Origin of the sequence: Natronomonas salsuginis, from assembly GCF_005239135.1 — an archaeon.
Classification (GTDB): Archaea; Halobacteriota; Halobacteria; order Halobacteriales; family Haloarculaceae; genus Natronomonas; species Natronomonas salsuginis.
In genome coordinates this window covers 89,965-103,832 of record NZ_QKNX01000004.1, presented here as the reverse complement: position 1 = coordinate 103,832, position 13,868 = coordinate 89,965, and the positions used below count along the sequence as shown (strand labels likewise).

The window sequence follows — 13,868 nt, the reverse complement described above, 5'->3', positions numbered from 1 at the left end:
TACATCAGTCATTGGCCTCCGGCGGCGGCGAGATCCGGGCCGACGCTCAGAAAGCGTACGCGAGCATCACTTCGTCGACGAACTCGTCGCCGATCGTGTAGTGCTCCTTTCGGACGCCCTCGGTCTCCCAGCCGCGGGATTCGAGGAAGGCGATCGCCTCGTCGTTGGTGATCGGAACGCTGTTGTACACCTTCCGATAGCCGTTCGCTTCGGCCCACCCCAGCGCGCGATCGACGAGCTTGCCGCCGATGCCGCGTCGCTGGTAGTCGCGGCGGACGCCGACGGTCAACTGCGCCGTGCTCTGGAGTTTGTCGAGCTGCGGCAGATCGAGGTGGACCCAGCCGACGACCTCGCCGTCGACGGTCGCGACGAAGAAGACGCGCGATTCGGCGGCGTTGTGGCGGTTGACGGCGTCCTCGTACAGCAGCTGTTCGGCGATCGACTCGGCGACGATGTAGGTGTCCTCCGCCGTCACGTCACGGATCGTGTCGATGAGCCCGTCGAAGTCGGACTGCCCCGCCGGTCGGATGACGTACTCGAGATCGTCCGTCGAGTACGCCTCGACCGAGCCGACATCGAGGGCGATCTGGAGCGTCCCGCCGTCGTCTTCGAGGTAGCCGCGTTCTTTTAGCTCCGAGAGCGCGTCCTGAAACTCGTCCGGGTCCAGCGACGTCACCTCGCGAACTCGATGGCGGGCCGCCGTGCCGTGGCGCTCGACGTACCGGTAGATCTCCTCGCCGGCCTCGGTCTCGAAGGTCGGCCGCTCGGACGTTTCCATACCGTTCGGAACGGGCGAGGGGGTATTAGATGTTGGCTCCACCCGAAAACTCGCCGACGTACGCGTCGAGGGGCAGCGACGCGACGGGCGGTTCGGCGCGGGCTCTATCGATACTGGCTCGACATGCCCGCCGGTACCGAGACGGACCGACGAGTCGCGCTCACCGCCACGCGTCGAGGGAGCTGTACGACCCCTGTTGGGCCGTGATCCACTCGGTGATCCGTTTGTCGTCGTCGGGGGCGACCGGATGGAGCGTACACTCGTCCACTTTGTCGTCGTACTCGACGATCGTCGCCCGGATCAGCTGTCCCCGTTCGCTCGGTTCACCCGTCGGAATCATCGTAGATTAGGGTGGGGCCTATTTGTTAATAGTAATGAAACTTGTAACTAGTGGGAACAGGTGGGCAGTCACGGCTCCGCTCCGAACGGGGGGGACGGTATGAGATAGCGTGTCTCGGCGGAGTACGGACACCGATGACGACCGATTACGCGTCGGTTAGGAACCAGCTAGTTAACAGACGGACCCGAGGAACCCGACTGGTCGGCGGGGCGTCTCCGGCGGGGCGCGAAGCGTCGTCCCCGTCTCGACCGTCAGGGTTTCATCGCCGAGGCGGATTCGTCCAGGCCGTCGAGCACGTAGTAAACGGGTGGGTTTTCGCCTTGCACTTCCTAAAGCCCTCAACCCGTTTAACCCGATCCGCGATGGCGCGAACCAACGTAACCGAAGACGACGAGGGGAAACGAGTGGTCAACGCGGACGGTGACGAGATCGGCATGGTGACCGAGCTTAAAGCCGGGAAGGCGTACGTCGATCCGGACCCGGGGATCGCGGACAAGATCAGATCCAAGCTCGGCTGGGGAGACGCCGACGAGGACGACTACGTCCTCGAGAGAGGTCGTATCGACACGATAACCGACGATGAAGTTCGACTCGGGGCCGACCTGTAGACGTTCGCGACGGCCGAGGCGGTTCACACCAACTGCATCGCGATCACCAGCGCGGCGAGGAACACGTGTTCGCCGTCGATGACGAACCCGTAAAACAGCGAGCCACGGTCCTGCGTCGCGAAGGGAACGTAGGCCGCGACGTACGCAAGGAAGGCGAGGAGAACGAGGAACCGTCGGGGAACGACGCCGACCGCAACGAGGACGCCGACACAGACGGCGACGAGAGCGGTCACGACGAGGGCACCGAGCCGCGTCTTTCGAGGCCCGAAGGCGATGGGAACCGTCCGAATGTCCTCCGCGCGGTCGCCCTCGATGTCCTTGATGTCGAAGACGGCCGCAGCCACCGTCAACATGACGGTGAAAAACGCCGAGAGGACAGCGATTTGCGTCGTGAGGCCGATTCCGTAGTAGACGGCGACGCCGAGCGGGATGATCCCCCACGAGATTCCGACGATGAGGTTCTTCACGAGGAGGAGCCGTTTCACGCGAAACAGCGAGTACAGCGCCGCGGCGACGGCCGGCAGGACGAGAAACGGCGCTCCGGGGAGGCCGAGGACGAGCGCGCCGCCGATAGCGGCGAGATACAGCGTCACGCCAGCGACGAACAGGGGCCGTCCGTATCGCTCCGTGAAGTCGGCGCGGTTCGGGACGTTCGTCCGGTCCTCGTCGAGGTCCGTGATCCGGTTGAGACTGTAGACGAACAGCGTCGCGGCGAAGACGATAAAGAGCGCGATCGGATCCGGGGGCAACTCCACGAGCAACGTCGTCGAGAGGGCGACGCCCGTCGCCGCGGCCGAGATGAACAGATTGCTGTGGACGAGAAACGCGAGCGCGGCTCCGAGCGGCGCTTTTACCGGCGTTTGGTCGACGATTGAGCCTCGCATCCGAAGGCGGATGCAGTAAGTACGTGGGCGAGTCGGTTGACTCTTTGCGTCGGGGCGAGCGCACGACGCGATCCCGATACCAGGGCGGCTGAGGGAGTCGAAGCGCTGATTACACGCCGGCCCGACGTACGGATGAATGCTGCCGTCCTCCTGGAAGCGAGACATCGCAAGCGGGCTCATCGTCCTCGTCCCCCTCCTTATCACGGCGTACGTCGTCGCCTTCATCTATCAGGCAATCGCCAATCTCCCGTTCCTCGAGACGACGCTCGGCGACCTCCCGGTCGTCGTTCGGGTGCTCATCACGCTCGTGCTGTTCGGACTCCTCATCCTCGCCGTCGGCTATCTGATGCGAACGACCGTCGGCGATATTCTCGAAGCGACGCTCGACGGATTGATGAATTATCTCCCCGGACTCCGAGTGGTCTACAACGCTTCGAAGATGGCGGTCGAAACAGCCGTCAGCGGTCCCGAAGAGCTCCAAACGCCGGTCAAACTCGAAACGTGGAACGGACTTCGGATGACCGCGTTCAAGACCGGGAAGACGACCCAAGACGGGCGCGAGGTGCTCTTTTTGCCGACCGCACCGAACATCACGACCGGGTTCGTCGTCGAGGTCGAATCGGATCGCTACACCGAGATCGACGAGTCCGTCGAAGATTCGCTGACCCGCATTCTGAGCGCCGGCTTCGGAGAGAACAGGGATCGAGGGGTCGACATCGACGTCACGGAGGCGTCGCTGTCGACGATGTCGGAGCGCTCGACGGCCGACGAGGGCTGATCGTCGACGGAACGCGCGTCCGGCGAACCACGCTTTTTATACGACGGCCGATCGCACACGCGGTATGATATTCGAGACGGTCGTGGTGGCGATATGGGCCATGCTACCGGCCTATATCCCGAACAACGTCGCCGTGCTCGCCGGCGGCGGCCGACCGATCGACGGGGGGCGGACACTCGGCGACGGAGCACGGCTCCTTGGCGACGGGAAGACCTGGCGCGGGACGGCGTTCGGGACCGCGGCCGGCGTCGCCGTCGCGCTCGCGCTCAATCGACTGCATCCGTTCGTGAGCGACGTCGTGTTCGCCGATCCGTTTCCGCTCCTCGCCGCGCTCTCGTTGGCGTTCGGAGCGATGGTGGGCGACATCCTCGCCTCGTTTCTGAAACGTCGTACCGGGCGACAGCGCGGCGCGGCGTTTCCAGGCGTGGATCAACTCGATTTCGTCGTCGTGTCACTCCTGCTGACGGCGATCGTCGCGACCGAGTGGTTTCTCGACACGTTCACGCTCCCCGTGCTCGTCGCGGTGGTGGTGTTAACGCCGCTTTTGCACGTCTCGACGAACGCGATCGCGTACGCGTTCGGCCTGAAAGACGAGCCGTGGTGACGGAGGCGATCGACGCCCGTCCGAGGTAGCCAACACGTTTCAGCCCCCAACTGTGACAGTATTTGACAAAACGTATTTCAGGAGGTACGCCGATATACGAGTATGTCGACAGCGACCGAGCGCGGCCGCGCCACCGGGGGGGCTTCGGGAGTCGTCCTCCTCCGCCGGGGGGTCGCGGCGCTCGCCCTCTCTCTCGTGATCAACTGGCTCATCACCTTCGGCGCGATCTCGGCCGCCGTCGCGCCGGAGTTGAACGCGTTGCAGTACGGTTCGGTGACGTTCTTGACGACCGTCGGGGTCGTCGGCGCAACGCTCGTTTACGGCGTTCTCGCACGGGTCTCGTCGAATCCAGACCGGATGTTCACCATCGTCGCCGCCGTCGTCCTCGTGCTGTCGTTGATTCCCGACGTCACCGTCATTCCGAACCAGCCCGGCGGGAACCTCGCCGCTGGCGGGATTCTCGGCGCGATGCACGTCACGACAGCGGTCGTCTGCGTCGTCGTTCTGACCGGCGTCCGCGTTCGGACGGCGACCGACTGAGATGGCCGCGTTCGACGGCTCGACGGACTACGACGTGACCCTCGAGATCCCGGTTTCGATCGGCGGGCTCGAACTTCCCAATCGGCTCTACCGCGCGCCGCTGTTGGAACACGCGGGCGACGACGATCCCGTCGATCGCTTGCTCGACGAACTTGAACCGTGTGCGGAAGCCGGCGTCGGCCTGCTCATGCAGGGCGCGACGCCGATCCGTGGGCGGGAGGGCCGAGCAGCTCCGGGCATGACCGGCTTCGAGGATCCCGATCGGGTCGCCAGCATGTCCCGGCTCACGGACCGGATCGACGCGCACGGAAGCCGGATCTTCGCCCAGCTCGCCCACGGCGGGCTCCGGTCGATGGAGGTCTGGCACGCGGGCTACCGCCGGCGCAATCCCGGACTCAGACAGCGCGTCGTCTCGAAACCGCCGCTCCCACTCAGGCTCGCCGACCGGCTCGGCATCCTCTCGATCGACGCCGACCCGCTGTCGACCGACGAGGTGTACGAACTCGCGGCCGACTTCGGGCGAGCCGCCGACCGCGCCGCGGCCGCCGGCTACCACGGCGTCCACCTCGCCGGAGCGACGATGGGAATCTTCCAGCAGTTCCTCTCGCCGTTTTACAACCGTCGGGACGACGAGTTCGGCGGGGCGCTCGACGATCGGCTTCGATTCTTCGAGGTCGTCCACGAGGAGATCCGCGCGCGGACGGACGTTCCGCTCGTCACCAAGGTCCCCGCCGAAACCGAGACGCCGTGGTTCGTCCGCGAGTCGATCGACGCCGAGGAGGCGATCGAGGCCTGCCGACGCCTCGCCGAGATCGGCTACGACGCCGTCGTTCCTGTGGGATCGTCGCCGTTTTGGGATCACGCGATCATCCGCGGTGAGTTCGGCTCGCGGGGGTTCGACGATCGGGTTTCGCGGGGGTTCGAGGCCGCGTTCGGCGGACCGTGGCGTCGCCGGCTCGTCGAACTCGCCGCGCGGATCGACGCCGCGACGACCCCCTTCGAGGCCGCCTGGAACGCCGATCTCTGCCGGCGGGTTCGCGCAGTCGTCGACGTGCCGGTCCTCTGCGTCGGGGGGATCAGGGGCCGATCCGAAGCGGATCGGCTGCTCGGGGACGCCTGCTCGATGGTCGGCATGGCGAGGCCGTTTTACGCCGAACCGCGACTGGCAGCGAGACTGCTCGCCGAGTCCGACGCGACGGCCGTCTGTGAGAGCTGCAACAACTGCGTGCCGCCGCAAGCCGTCGGCGAACCGGGCGTCTGTCGGACGCCGGCAGTCTTGAAACAGCGAGGGGAGTTCGAGAAACGCGGCGCATACGAGCGAGAGGGCGGGAACCGACGGCGCGATTCGGACGGACCAAAGCTATAATCGGACGGCCGATAACCGCGGCATATGGACCCCGACGCCCTCCAAGCGGAAGTCGACGAGTGGGTTCGAGACGGTATCATCACCGAAGAACAGGCCGAGGCGATCCTCGCTCGCTACGACGACGGTGACGACGCGGGACGGTCACGGACGGTGCTCGCGCTGTCGGTCGTCGGGTCGGCGCTCGTCCTCGTCGGCGTGACGCTGTTTCTCGCGACCAACTGGGACGACCTCCCGATGGCCGGACAGATCGCCGTCCTGCTCGCGGGACCGGGGCTCGCCTACGCCGCGGGCGCGACCGCGTACCGGCGATCCGTGCCGCGCGCCGGGCTGGCGTTGACGCTCCTCGGAGCGGCGTTGGCCGGACCGTCGCTGTTCTTGCTCGCCGATCTCGCGGCGGTGACGATCGACTCGGTGTGGATCCTGTTCGCGTGGACGGCGATCGCGCTGCCGACGGGCCACGCGATCGGGTCGCGCGTCGGGACCGGGTTCGGCCTGCTCGTGCTCGCGGCCGTCGTCCTCGATCTCGCCTCGCCCAGCGATCCGCCCGTCCCGGCCGCGCTGTTGGGCGTGGCGCTGTTCTGTGTCGCGGTCGCGAGGACAGCGCGCGTCAGGTGGACCTACCGGGTCGTCGGCGCGGCGTTCGTCCTCACGGGGACGATCGCGCTGACGAGGCTCGACGGCCGGTTCGAGTGGTTCGAACTCGAGGCGTCGGCGACGCTCGCGGCGCTCGCGCTCGGGGCGATTGCGGGCGTCGTGATTGCGTGGTGGCGAGCGGAACGAGCCGAAGCGGCGTGGGCGACGGCGGCGACGGTCGCAGTCGCGGTCGGGACGGTGGCGGCGGTGCTCGCACCCGAGCCGATCCCGAACGCGGCCGCTCTGGCTGTCGTTCACCTGACGGCGCTGGCCGCGGTCGCCGCGACCGGGTACTACGGCTACCGGACGAGCTCGCGGGCGTTCGTCGACGTGGCCGCCGTCGGCGCACTGGTCCAAACGCTGTCGTTCGTGGCGGCGACCGTCGTCGATGCGCTGTCGGGGTCGATCGCGCTCGTCGTCGCCGGGACGATCCTCATCGTCGCGGGCGTCGCGCTCGAACGGGGGCGGCGGTCGGTGCTCGCGACGTTCGGGCGGTGATCACTCCTCGTCGTACTCGAGGAGGTCGCGCGTCTTCTCTTCGGAGGTCGCCTCGCGCGCCTCGGCTTCGGCCTCGCTGTCGGCCGCCTGCTGTTGGAGCCGCTCGATGCGTGGGACGTCCGTGACGCCCGAGAGGACGACCAACACGGCCACGCGGTCCTCGTCTGCGAGCGGATAGTCGCCGGCGCGGACCGCTCGACACTCGGTCGTCTCCTCGAGCCACCGCCGGGCGGCGTCGATCCCCTTGCGGTTGAGCGCGTCGGGCGGTCCGGAGACGATCACGAGCGCTCTGGACGTGCTCGATCGCTCGCAGGGCAGGGTGAGCTGGCCGAGCGTCGCCCGCCGCGTGAGCGAGGTGATCCGATTCGTCGCGTCGCCCGACGAGGCGAACTCCGGCTCGTCGTCCCCGCCCAGAAACCGGCTGAGCAGCCCGCCGCCACCCCCGCGCTCCGCTTGGGGGAGCTGCTCGGAGGCGTACCCGATGCTCGTGAGCCCACGCTCGCCGAGGGTGTTGATGATCTCCGAGGAGTCGACGACGCTCTCGGCCACGTCGTCGCCGAGAGCGTCGATCTCGCCGGCCGAAAAGAGGGTGCCGAACCGGGTGGCGATCTCTTGATTGATGTCCGCGTAGCCGCCCGACAGCGTCTCGCCGGCGCTCTTCGCGGCTCCGTTGTCGAAAAGCAAGACGTTGTTCGTGGCGGCGACGAAACGCTGCAGGGAATCGGCGGCGTTTCGGCTGTAGATGCCGCCCTCGTCTTCGGAGGGGAGGATACCGAGCCCGTAGACCGGTTCCGCGTAGATCTCGCCGAGACGTTCGGCGACGATTGGCGCGCCGCCGCTGCCGGTTCCGCCGCCGAGTCCCGCGATGACCAGAAACGCGTCGGTGTGGCTCGTGGTGGCTCGTCCGACGGCGCTTTCGATCTCGCTGAGTTCCTCGCGAACGCACCGTTCGCCGACCTCGGGATCGGTGCCGGTTCCGTGGCCGTTGACGATCGCGCTCCCGACGAGCAACCGGTCGCGCTCGGGGACGTGCGCAAGCCCGTCGAGGTCCGTGGTTGCGGAGTTGACGGCGACTGCGTGGCCGACGAACCCGGTGTTCCGGGTCGCGTCGTATTCGAGGAGCCGATCGAGGATCTTGCCGCCCGCCTGCCCGACGCCGACGATGGCGAGTTTCATCGCGTACCCCCCCGACCGTCCGGTCGGGGCTCGACATCGAACGGTTCCGTCGCGGTTCGACCTGCAATGGAGGGCAACATGTTAAACAAGACCGACGGCGTAATATTCAATCTTCGGGTGAGTGAAACGAGCGCTAGTCGAGATCGAGGTCGCTCTCGCCGACGAGGACCCGATAGCTCGCGAGCGTGCCGGCCATCGACGGCGCTTCGTCGTCGTCTTTCCGCTGGGTTCCGTAGTCCATCCACCGACCCCGCGAGTAGCTGTACATCTCGAAGGCCTCGTCGGTTTCGACGACGAGATCGACGACGGGATCCTCGGGCGCGTCCGGCGGAACGGTCGCGGACCGGACAGCGCTGTCGGCGTCCATCACCCAGACCGCGCGGCCGTTCTCGCCGAGACGGTCCGCAGCCTCGTCCTCCGAGAGCGGTCTGTCGGGCCACCCTTCTGCGGGTTTCGGTTGCTCCATACCGGCTGGAGGGTCGCCGCGGGGAAAGTCGCTTCGGCGCGGGAGGGTTTATTTTTCTGGCGGGTGAAATCGGACGCATGTCGCCCCTCCAATTCGGTGTACCGGGTGGTCCCGAGCTGTTGATCCTCCTGCTCATCTTCGCGCTCCTCGTCGTGTTGCCGTTCGTGCTCGCGTACTGGACGTACAAGGACGCCGAGGGGCGAGGTGACGACAACGCCGCCCTGTGGGCGCTGGCGGTCGGCGGGCTGACGGTCACTACGTTCTTCGGCGGCTTCGTCGCCCTCGCGGTGTACATCTGGCAGCGGGAGTGAGAGCCACTTATAGATATCCCGACGAACGCTGTCAGATAGATTGCGAGGAGGAGTTTATCAACCACCCGCGATCGTTTATAAACTATTTATAAACCACCGCGCCGAAAATCGCCGTTCGAATCCGAGTGCAGTATATAAATACCGAGCGCTCCTCCCCCCACGCGATTATTTAAATACGTCGCGAGCCGACCGCTCACAGATCGTCGTAGCTCATCCCCATCGACGCCAGGAAGGAGCCGACGATCCCGTGTCCGATCAGTCCGAGTCCGGCGACGACGGCGGCGGCCCCGAGGCCGGCGCGGCGGTTTTCGCGACCCACGATCAGCAGGCCGACGAGCAACAGGACGGCTCCCGCGATGCCCGTGTCACCGAGCGTCTCGCGCAGTTCGGCGGTGTCCATGCGCGGTGATTTCGGGACGGGGCGATTAAATCCGGTGAAACGATTCGACGTGCTCAGAACTCGTCGCAGACCGGGATGCCAACCGTCTCGTAGTCGTCCATCGAGGCGATGACTTCGGGGACCTCCTCGAGCGAGACGGTCTTCGAGACGATCTTGCCGGGATCGATCTTCCCCTGCTCCATCATCGAGAAGATCTCCTCGTACTCGTGGGGCGGCATGCCGAACGAGCCGACGAACTCCCGCTCGTCCATGACGATCGAGTCAACGGGGAGCGACACCTCGCCCTCCTCCTCGCTCGTCGTGAGCCCGATCTGGAGGTTCTGGCCGCCCTTGCACAGAGACTTGACGGAGTTTCGACACGTCTCGGCGACGCCCAGCGCGTCGACGCTGACCTGCGCGCCGCGGCGACCGGGCGTCTCCTTTTTTATGGCGACGGGCACGTCGTCGACCTCGCGCACGTCGACCGTCGCGTCCGCGCCGAGTTCGACGGCCTTCTCGAGTTTGTCCGTCGACAGATCGACGGCGACGACGTTCGCGCCGAGGGCGTCCGCGATGTGGACCGCCGAGAGGCCGACGCCACCGCAGCCGTGGACGGCGACCCAATCGCCGGGCGTGACGTCGACGCGGTGGACGAGCCCGTGGAAGGCGGTCGCGAATCGGCAGCCGAGGCCGGCGACGTCGACCGGATCGACGCCGTCGGGGAGTTTGACCGCGTTGTGGTCGGCGTTCCGAACGGGGAACTCCTCGGCGAACGCGCCCTGCTGGAACGGGACGAATCCGAGGGGGACGACGCGCTCGCAGATGTTCGCTCTGCCCTGTTTGCAGTACCGGCAGGTGCCGTCGCTGAGGTTGAACGGCACGCAGACCCGGTCGCCGACCGCGAGCGTCTCGACGTCCTCGCCGACGGATGTGACGGTCCCGACGGGTTCGTGGCCGAAGACGAGCCCCGGCGTCGGCGCGACGCCGACCCAGTCCCAGTCGCCCTGCCAGGCGTGCCAGTCGGAGCGGCAGATGCCGCAGGCCTCCGTCTCGACGACGACCTCGTCGGGGCCCGGTTCGGGACGTTCGATCTCCTGTACCGCCATCGGTTCGCCGACCTCCTCAAAGACGACCGCGCGCATCGACATGATACCGGGACACACTCGACCGACCGGTATAACGCTTGCCACACCGCAGCCGTGCCGTGTGTCGCTTTCGGGCGGCCGAGCGGCCGCGTACCCCACCTAGCGGGGCGATAAAGGATTAAAAGGCCAGCTATCCAACCGACGAGTATGAGCGACAACGAGGGACGAAAGAACCTCCGAATGCCCGAGGGCGACGAGGTGTTCGCCGTCGTCACGAACATGCTCGGTGCGAACCGGGTGAAGGTCAGGTGTATGGACGGCACTGAGCGGACCGCGCGGATTCCGGGTCGGATGCAAAAGCGCATCTGGATCCGCGAGGACGATGTCGTCCTCGTCGAACCGTGGGACTGGCAGGACGAGAAAGCCGACGTCGTCTGGCGATACGAGAAACAGGAAGCCGACCAACTCCGCCAGGAAGGCCACATCACGGGCTAGCGCCGCGCGGTTTGGCCGGCGGCTCGATTCCGCGCCGTTTTTGCCCCCGACGGGTGAGAGTCCGGTATGGTCAACCGGGAACTCATCGACGCGCTCCGCGACGCCGAGGCGGTGAAGTTCGGCGATTTCGAGCTCTCACACGGCGGGACGTCCGATTACTACGTCGACAAGTACGTCTTCGAGACGGATCCGCGCTGTCTGCGGCTCATCGCCGCGGCCTTCGCCGACCGGATCGGTGACGAGCGACTCGCCGGCGTCGCACTGGGTGCGGTGCCGCTGGTGGCGGCGACGGCCGTCGAGACGGATCGCCCCTACGTCATCGTCAGAAAGCAGGCCAAGGAGTATGGCACGGGCAACCGAATCGAGGGCGAGTTCGAGGCCGGTGAGGAGGTCGCCGTCCTCGAGGACATCGCCACGACGGGTCAAAGCGCCATCGACGCCGTCGAGGCGCTCCGGGATGCGGGCGCGGTCGTCGAGCGCGTGCTCGTCGTCGTCGACCGCGAGGAGGGCGCTCGCGAGAACCTCGCCGAACGCGACATCGAACTGGAGTCGCTGTTGACGGCGACGGAACTGCTGGCCGATCGAGACCGATAGATACACAATTTAGTGCTTATCCAGTCGTCGATCGACACCAAAGTATTCAAGCACGTGCGGTAACCCACTGGAACGTATGAACCGTTCGGAGAAGGCGGCCCTCCAGTTGCGCGCGGTCGACGTGTTGCGGACGCTGAAGGAGACGCACACCTACGAGGAACTCGCCGCCGAGACGGGCCTGCCGGCGGGCGATCTGAATCGCTACGTGAACGGGCACGTCCTGCCGGGCGAGCGTCGCGCCCGCGAGATCGTCGCCGACGTCGGGGCCGAGCTCCTGATGGACGAACTCGACGCCCGCATCGTCGTCGACGAGGAGGGGTACGTCGACAACTCCCGGCTGGTCTTCGATCAGGCGCTGTTGTCGCTCGTCCCGCCCGTCGCCGCCGAGCTGCTGGCCATCGAACCACCGGACATCGTGTTGACGGCGGCGACCGACGGGATCACGCTGGCGGCAGCGATGGCCAGACACTTCGGCGCACGATGCGCCTACGCGAAGAAGTCGAGAGAGACGGCCGTCGATGAGTTCATCGAGGTTCGACAGCGTCTCTCCTCGGGTATCGAGATCGACTACTACCTGCCGGCGAACGCGATCTCAGCGGGCGATTCCGTGTTGGTCGTCGACGACCTGATCCGATCGGGGGAGACCCAAGAACTCCTCCTCGAGATCGCCGCCGCGGCCGACGCTGAGGTAGGCGGCGTGTTCGCGCTCATCGCGGTCGGCGACGAGGGAATCGAACGCGCGCGCTCGCGCACCGACGCGCCGGTCGACGCACTCGTCAAACTCGGATAGCACCACGGCATCCACGAACGTGTATATTTTTACGCTCGTCTGACGAAAACTTTTATATCCGCCTCCGACGGTGTGCTCAAACGTGAAATATGGGCGTAGCTGACTCACTGGCTGACTACTTCGACTTCGAGGCGTGCGACACGGACTTCCGAACGGAGACGCTAGCCGGCGCGACGACGTTCCTCGCGATGGCGTACATCATCGTCGTCAATCCGGTGATCCTCACGCCGGCGATCATGACGGATCCGCCGGCGGGGATGGGCGAGGCGCAGGTGCTCCAGATGCTCGCGGTCGTGACGATCCTCGCCTCCGTGGCCGGGATCGCCGTGATGGCGCTGTACGCGAAGCGGCCGTTCGGGCTCGCCCCAGGGATGGGGCTCAACGCCTTCTTCGCGTTCACCGTCGTCCTCGGGCTGGGCGTCCCCTGGCAGGTCGCGCTGGCCGCCGTGTTCGTCGAGGGGATACTGTTCATCATCCTGAGCGCCGTCGGCGCGCGCCGCTACGTCATCGAGCTGTTTCCCGAGCCGGTCAAGTTCGCGGTCGGTGCCGGTATCGGTGTGTTCTTGCTGTTTCTCGGACTGCAGGAGATGGGCGTCATCGTCGAGTACCCGGACGGGACGCTCGTCCAGTTGGGTAACTTCTTCCTCGATCCGACGGCGATCGTCGCCGTCGCCGGCCTCGCATTGACTCTGTTCCTGTACGCCCGCGGCGTCACGGGGTCGATCGTCATCGGGATCCTCTCGACGGCGGTCGTTGGCTGGCTCATCGCGCTGTTCGTGCCCGGCCAGCAGACGACCTTCGCGCCGCCGAACACCGTCGGCGTCATTCAGGACGTCGGCTTCGTGGCGTTCCTCACGGACGTGCAGTACAACTTCCTCCCGCTCGTCGAGGGGTTCGTCCAGGGGCTCGGCCAGATCGCCGACGAACCGCTCGTCTTTTTGCTCGTCGTGTTCACTTTCTTCGTCGTCGACTTCTTCGACACCGCCGGGACGCTGATCGGCGTCTCCGGCATCGCGGGGTTTCTCGACGAGGACGGCGACCTCCCGGAGATGGACAAACCGCTCATGGCCGACGCGATCGGGACGACCGTCGGCGCGATGATGGGCACCTCGACGGTGACGACGTACATCGAGTCGTCGACTGGTGTCGAGGAGGGCGGCCGGACCGGCTTCACCGCGCTCGTCGTCGGACTCCTCTTTCTCCTCTCGCTCGCCGTGGTGCCGCTCATCAGCCTACTCCCGCTGTATGCGACCTACATCGCACTCGTCATCGTCGGGATCATCATGCTGCAGGGAGTCGCCGACGTCAATTGGAACGATCCGGCCTGGGCCATCCCGGCCGCGCTCACCATCACCGTGATGCCGCTGACGGCCTCGATCGCGAACGGGCTCGCCGCCGGGATCCTCAGCTACCCGCTGGTCAACGTCGCGGTCGGCCGGGGTCGGGAGGTCACGCCCGGCCAGTGGCTGTTGGCGCTCGCGCTCGTCGGCTACTACGTCCTCTTTTTCCTCGCGGACGGCGGGTTCGTCGCGTTCTGACGCCG

General features: G+C 66.3%; 18 protein-coding genes. 11 read left to right on the top strand and 7 right to left on the bottom strand.

Annotated elements, in window-relative coordinates; translation table 11 throughout:
• Positions 1 to 46: 46 nt before the first annotated feature.
• Both DM868_RS10930 and DM868_RS10925 read right to left on the bottom strand, forming a co-directional pair.
• Positions 47 to 778: a GNAT family N-acetyltransferase gene (locus DM868_RS10930; protein WP_137276911.1), complete on the bottom strand. Its 732-nt coding sequence runs from the start codon at positions 776 to 778 to the stop codon at positions 47 to 49.
• Between the two features lie 160 nt (positions 779 to 938).
• Complete coding sequence (locus tag DM868_RS10925) at positions 939 to 1,118, bottom strand: DUF7511 domain-containing protein (protein WP_137276910.1); 180 nt, start codon at positions 1,116 to 1,118, stop codon at positions 939 to 941.
• Between the two features lie 362 nt (positions 1,119 to 1,480).
• Here DM868_RS10925 and DM868_RS10920 point away from each other — a divergent pair, with 362 nt between their 5' ends.
• Positions 1,481 to 1,726, top strand: a complete 246-nt coding sequence (locus tag DM868_RS10920) for a PRC-barrel domain containing protein (protein ID WP_137276909.1) — start codon at positions 1,481 to 1,483, stop codon at positions 1,724 to 1,726.
• A gap of 23 nt (positions 1,727 to 1,749) precedes the next feature.
• Here DM868_RS10920 and DM868_RS10915 read toward each other — a convergent pair whose 3' ends face one another.
• Entirely contained in the window at positions 1,750 to 2,610 is an 861-nt protein-coding gene (locus tag DM868_RS10915; protein WP_137276908.1) for a UbiA family prenyltransferase, read from the bottom strand.
• Positions 2,611 to 2,746: 136 nt separating this feature from the next.
• Here DM868_RS10915 and DM868_RS10910 point away from each other — a divergent pair, with 136 nt between their 5' ends.
• The 5 genes from DM868_RS10910 to DM868_RS10890 all read left to right on the top strand — a co-directional run bounded on the left by DM868_RS10910 (position 2,747) and on the right by DM868_RS10890 (position 7,029).
• The gene (locus DM868_RS10910; RefSeq protein ID WP_137276907.1) at positions 2,747 to 3,388 is read left to right on the top strand and encodes a DUF502 domain-containing protein; all 642 of its coding nucleotides are present in this window, start codon (positions 2,747 to 2,749) and stop codon (positions 3,386 to 3,388) included.
• Positions 3,389 to 3,452: 64 nt separating this feature from the next.
• Positions 3,453 to 3,992, top strand: coding sequence for a CDP-2,3-bis-(O-geranylgeranyl)-sn-glycerol synthase (locus DM868_RS10905; RefSeq protein WP_137276906.1), 540 nt, complete (start codon positions 3,453 to 3,455; stop codon positions 3,990 to 3,992).
• Between the two features lie 102 nt (positions 3,993 to 4,094).
• Positions 4,095 to 4,532 carry a DUF6069 family protein gene (locus DM868_RS10900; protein ID WP_137276905.1) on the top strand — a complete coding sequence of 146 codons (438 nt, stop codon included), beginning with the start codon at positions 4,095 to 4,097 and terminating at the stop codon, positions 4,530 to 4,532.
• A gap of 1 nt (position 4,533) precedes the next feature.
• Positions 4,534 to 5,898, top strand: coding sequence for an oxidoreductase (locus DM868_RS10895; protein ID WP_137276904.1), 1,365 nt, complete (start codon positions 4,534 to 4,536; stop codon positions 5,896 to 5,898).
• 24 nt (positions 5,899 to 5,922) lie between these two features.
• The gene (locus DM868_RS10890) at positions 5,923 to 7,029 is read left to right on the top strand and encodes a DUF2157 domain-containing protein (RefSeq protein ID WP_137276903.1); all 1,107 of its coding nucleotides are present in this window, start codon (positions 5,923 to 5,925) and stop codon (positions 7,027 to 7,029) included.
• Here the strand turns inward: DM868_RS10890 and DM868_RS10885 are convergent, their stop codons facing one another.
• The gene (locus tag DM868_RS10885) at positions 7,030 to 8,205 is read right to left on the bottom strand and encodes a tubulin/FtsZ family protein (RefSeq protein WP_137276902.1); all 1,176 of its coding nucleotides are present in this window, start codon (positions 8,203 to 8,205) and stop codon (positions 7,030 to 7,032) included.
• A 133-nt stretch (positions 8,206 to 8,338) separates the two neighbouring features.
• The gene (locus DM868_RS10880; RefSeq protein ID WP_137276901.1) at positions 8,339 to 8,671 is read right to left on the bottom strand and encodes a hypothetical protein; all 333 of its coding nucleotides are present in this window, start codon (positions 8,669 to 8,671) and stop codon (positions 8,339 to 8,341) included.
• 77 nt (positions 8,672 to 8,748) lie between these two features.
• Between DM868_RS10880 and DM868_RS10875 the strand changes: the two genes are divergently transcribed.
• Positions 8,749 to 8,982, top strand: coding sequence for a hypothetical protein (locus tag DM868_RS10875; RefSeq protein WP_137276900.1), 234 nt, complete (start codon positions 8,749 to 8,751; stop codon positions 8,980 to 8,982).
• A gap of 193 nt (positions 8,983 to 9,175) precedes the next feature.
• Here the strand turns inward: DM868_RS10875 and DM868_RS10870 are convergent, their stop codons facing one another.
• Both DM868_RS10870 and DM868_RS10865 read right to left on the bottom strand, forming a co-directional pair.
• Positions 9,176 to 9,382 (bottom strand): DUF7470 family protein, encoded by a 207-nt coding sequence (locus DM868_RS10870; protein ID WP_137276899.1) that lies wholly within the window; start codon positions 9,380 to 9,382, stop codon positions 9,176 to 9,178.
• A 53-nt stretch (positions 9,383 to 9,435) separates the two neighbouring features.
• Positions 9,436 to 10,503 (bottom strand): zinc-dependent alcohol dehydrogenase family protein, encoded by a 1,068-nt coding sequence (locus tag DM868_RS10865; RefSeq protein ID WP_137277048.1) that lies wholly within the window; start codon positions 10,501 to 10,503, stop codon positions 9,436 to 9,438.
• Between the two features lie 150 nt (positions 10,504 to 10,653).
• On the opposite strand from DM868_RS10865, the gene eif1A reads away from it, so the two are divergent.
• The 4 genes from eif1A to DM868_RS10845 all read left to right on the top strand — a co-directional run bounded on the left by eif1A (position 10,654) and on the right by DM868_RS10845 (position 13,863).
• Positions 10,654 to 10,941: a translation initiation factor eIF-1A gene (gene eif1A, locus DM868_RS10860; protein WP_137276898.1), complete on the top strand. Its 288-nt coding sequence runs from the start codon at positions 10,654 to 10,656 to the stop codon at positions 10,939 to 10,941.
• Positions 10,942 to 11,007: 66 nt separating this feature from the next.
• On the top strand, positions 11,008 to 11,535 hold the full coding sequence (gene pyrE, locus DM868_RS10855) for an orotate phosphoribosyltransferase (protein WP_137276897.1): 528 nt from the start codon (positions 11,008 to 11,010) through the stop codon (positions 11,533 to 11,535).
• A 76-nt stretch (positions 11,536 to 11,611) separates the two neighbouring features.
• Entirely contained in the window at positions 11,612 to 12,325 is a 714-nt protein-coding gene (locus DM868_RS10850) for a phosphoribosyltransferase family protein (protein ID WP_137276896.1), read from the top strand.
• An 89-nt stretch (positions 12,326 to 12,414) separates the two neighbouring features.
• Positions 12,415 to 13,863 carry an NCS2 family permease gene (locus DM868_RS10845; protein ID WP_137276895.1) on the top strand — a complete coding sequence of 483 codons (1,449 nt, stop codon included), beginning with the start codon at positions 12,415 to 12,417 and terminating at the stop codon, positions 13,861 to 13,863.
• Positions 13,864 to 13,868: the final 5 nt, after the last annotated feature.

Bases quoted from the DNA above. Each gene is read 5' to 3' on its own strand.
- DM868_RS10885 (WP_137276902.1), bottom strand. From the start codon at position 8,205: ATGAAACTCGCCATCGTCGGCGTCGGGCAGGCGGGCGGCAAGATCCTC.
- DM868_RS10915 (WP_137276908.1), bottom strand. From the start codon at position 2,610: ATGCGAGGCTCAATCGTCGACCAAACGCCGGTAAAAGCGCCGCTCGGA.
- DM868_RS10865 (WP_137277048.1), bottom strand. From the start codon at position 10,503: ATGCGCGCGGTCGTCTTTGAGGAGGTCGGCGAACCGATGGCGGTACAG.
- DM868_RS10930 (WP_137276911.1), bottom strand. From the start codon at position 778: ATGGAAACGTCCGAGCGGCCGACCTTCGAGACCGAGGCCGGCGAGGAG.
- DM868_RS10920 (WP_137276909.1), top strand. From the start codon at position 1,481: ATGGCGCGAACCAACGTAACCGAAGACGACGAGGGGAAACGAGTGGTC.
- DM868_RS10900 (WP_137276905.1), top strand. From the start codon at position 4,095: ATGTCGACAGCGACCGAGCGCGGCCGCGCCACCGGGGGGGCTTCGGGA.
- DM868_RS10870 (WP_137276899.1), bottom strand. From the start codon at position 9,382: ATGGACACCGCCGAACTGCGCGAGACGCTCGGTGACACGGGCATCGCG.
- DM868_RS10925 (WP_137276910.1), bottom strand. From the start codon at position 1,118: ATGATTCCGACGGGTGAACCGAGCGAACGGGGACAGCTGATCCGGGCG.
- DM868_RS10910 (WP_137276907.1), top strand. From the start codon at position 2,747: ATGCTGCCGTCCTCCTGGAAGCGAGACATCGCAAGCGGGCTCATCGTC.
- DM868_RS10880 (WP_137276901.1), bottom strand. From the start codon at position 8,671: ATGGAGCAACCGAAACCCGCAGAAGGGTGGCCCGACAGACCGCTCTCG.
- eif1A (WP_137276898.1), top strand. From the start codon at position 10,654: ATGAGCGACAACGAGGGACGAAAGAACCTCCGAATGCCCGAGGGCGAC.
- DM868_RS10875 (WP_137276900.1), top strand. From the start codon at position 8,749: ATGTCGCCCCTCCAATTCGGTGTACCGGGTGGTCCCGAGCTGTTGATC.
- DM868_RS10845 (WP_137276895.1), top strand. From the start codon at position 12,415: ATGGGCGTAGCTGACTCACTGGCTGACTACTTCGACTTCGAGGCGTGC.
- DM868_RS10905 (WP_137276906.1), top strand. From the start codon at position 3,453: ATGATATTCGAGACGGTCGTGGTGGCGATATGGGCCATGCTACCGGCC.
- DM868_RS10890 (WP_137276903.1), top strand. From the start codon at position 5,923: ATGGACCCCGACGCCCTCCAAGCGGAAGTCGACGAGTGGGTTCGAGAC.
- DM868_RS10895 (WP_137276904.1), top strand. From the start codon at position 4,534: ATGGCCGCGTTCGACGGCTCGACGGACTACGACGTGACCCTCGAGATC.
- DM868_RS10850 (WP_137276896.1), top strand. From the start codon at position 11,612: ATGAACCGTTCGGAGAAGGCGGCCCTCCAGTTGCGCGCGGTCGACGTG.
- pyrE (WP_137276897.1), top strand. From the start codon at position 11,008: ATGGTCAACCGGGAACTCATCGACGCGCTCCGCGACGCCGAGGCGGTG.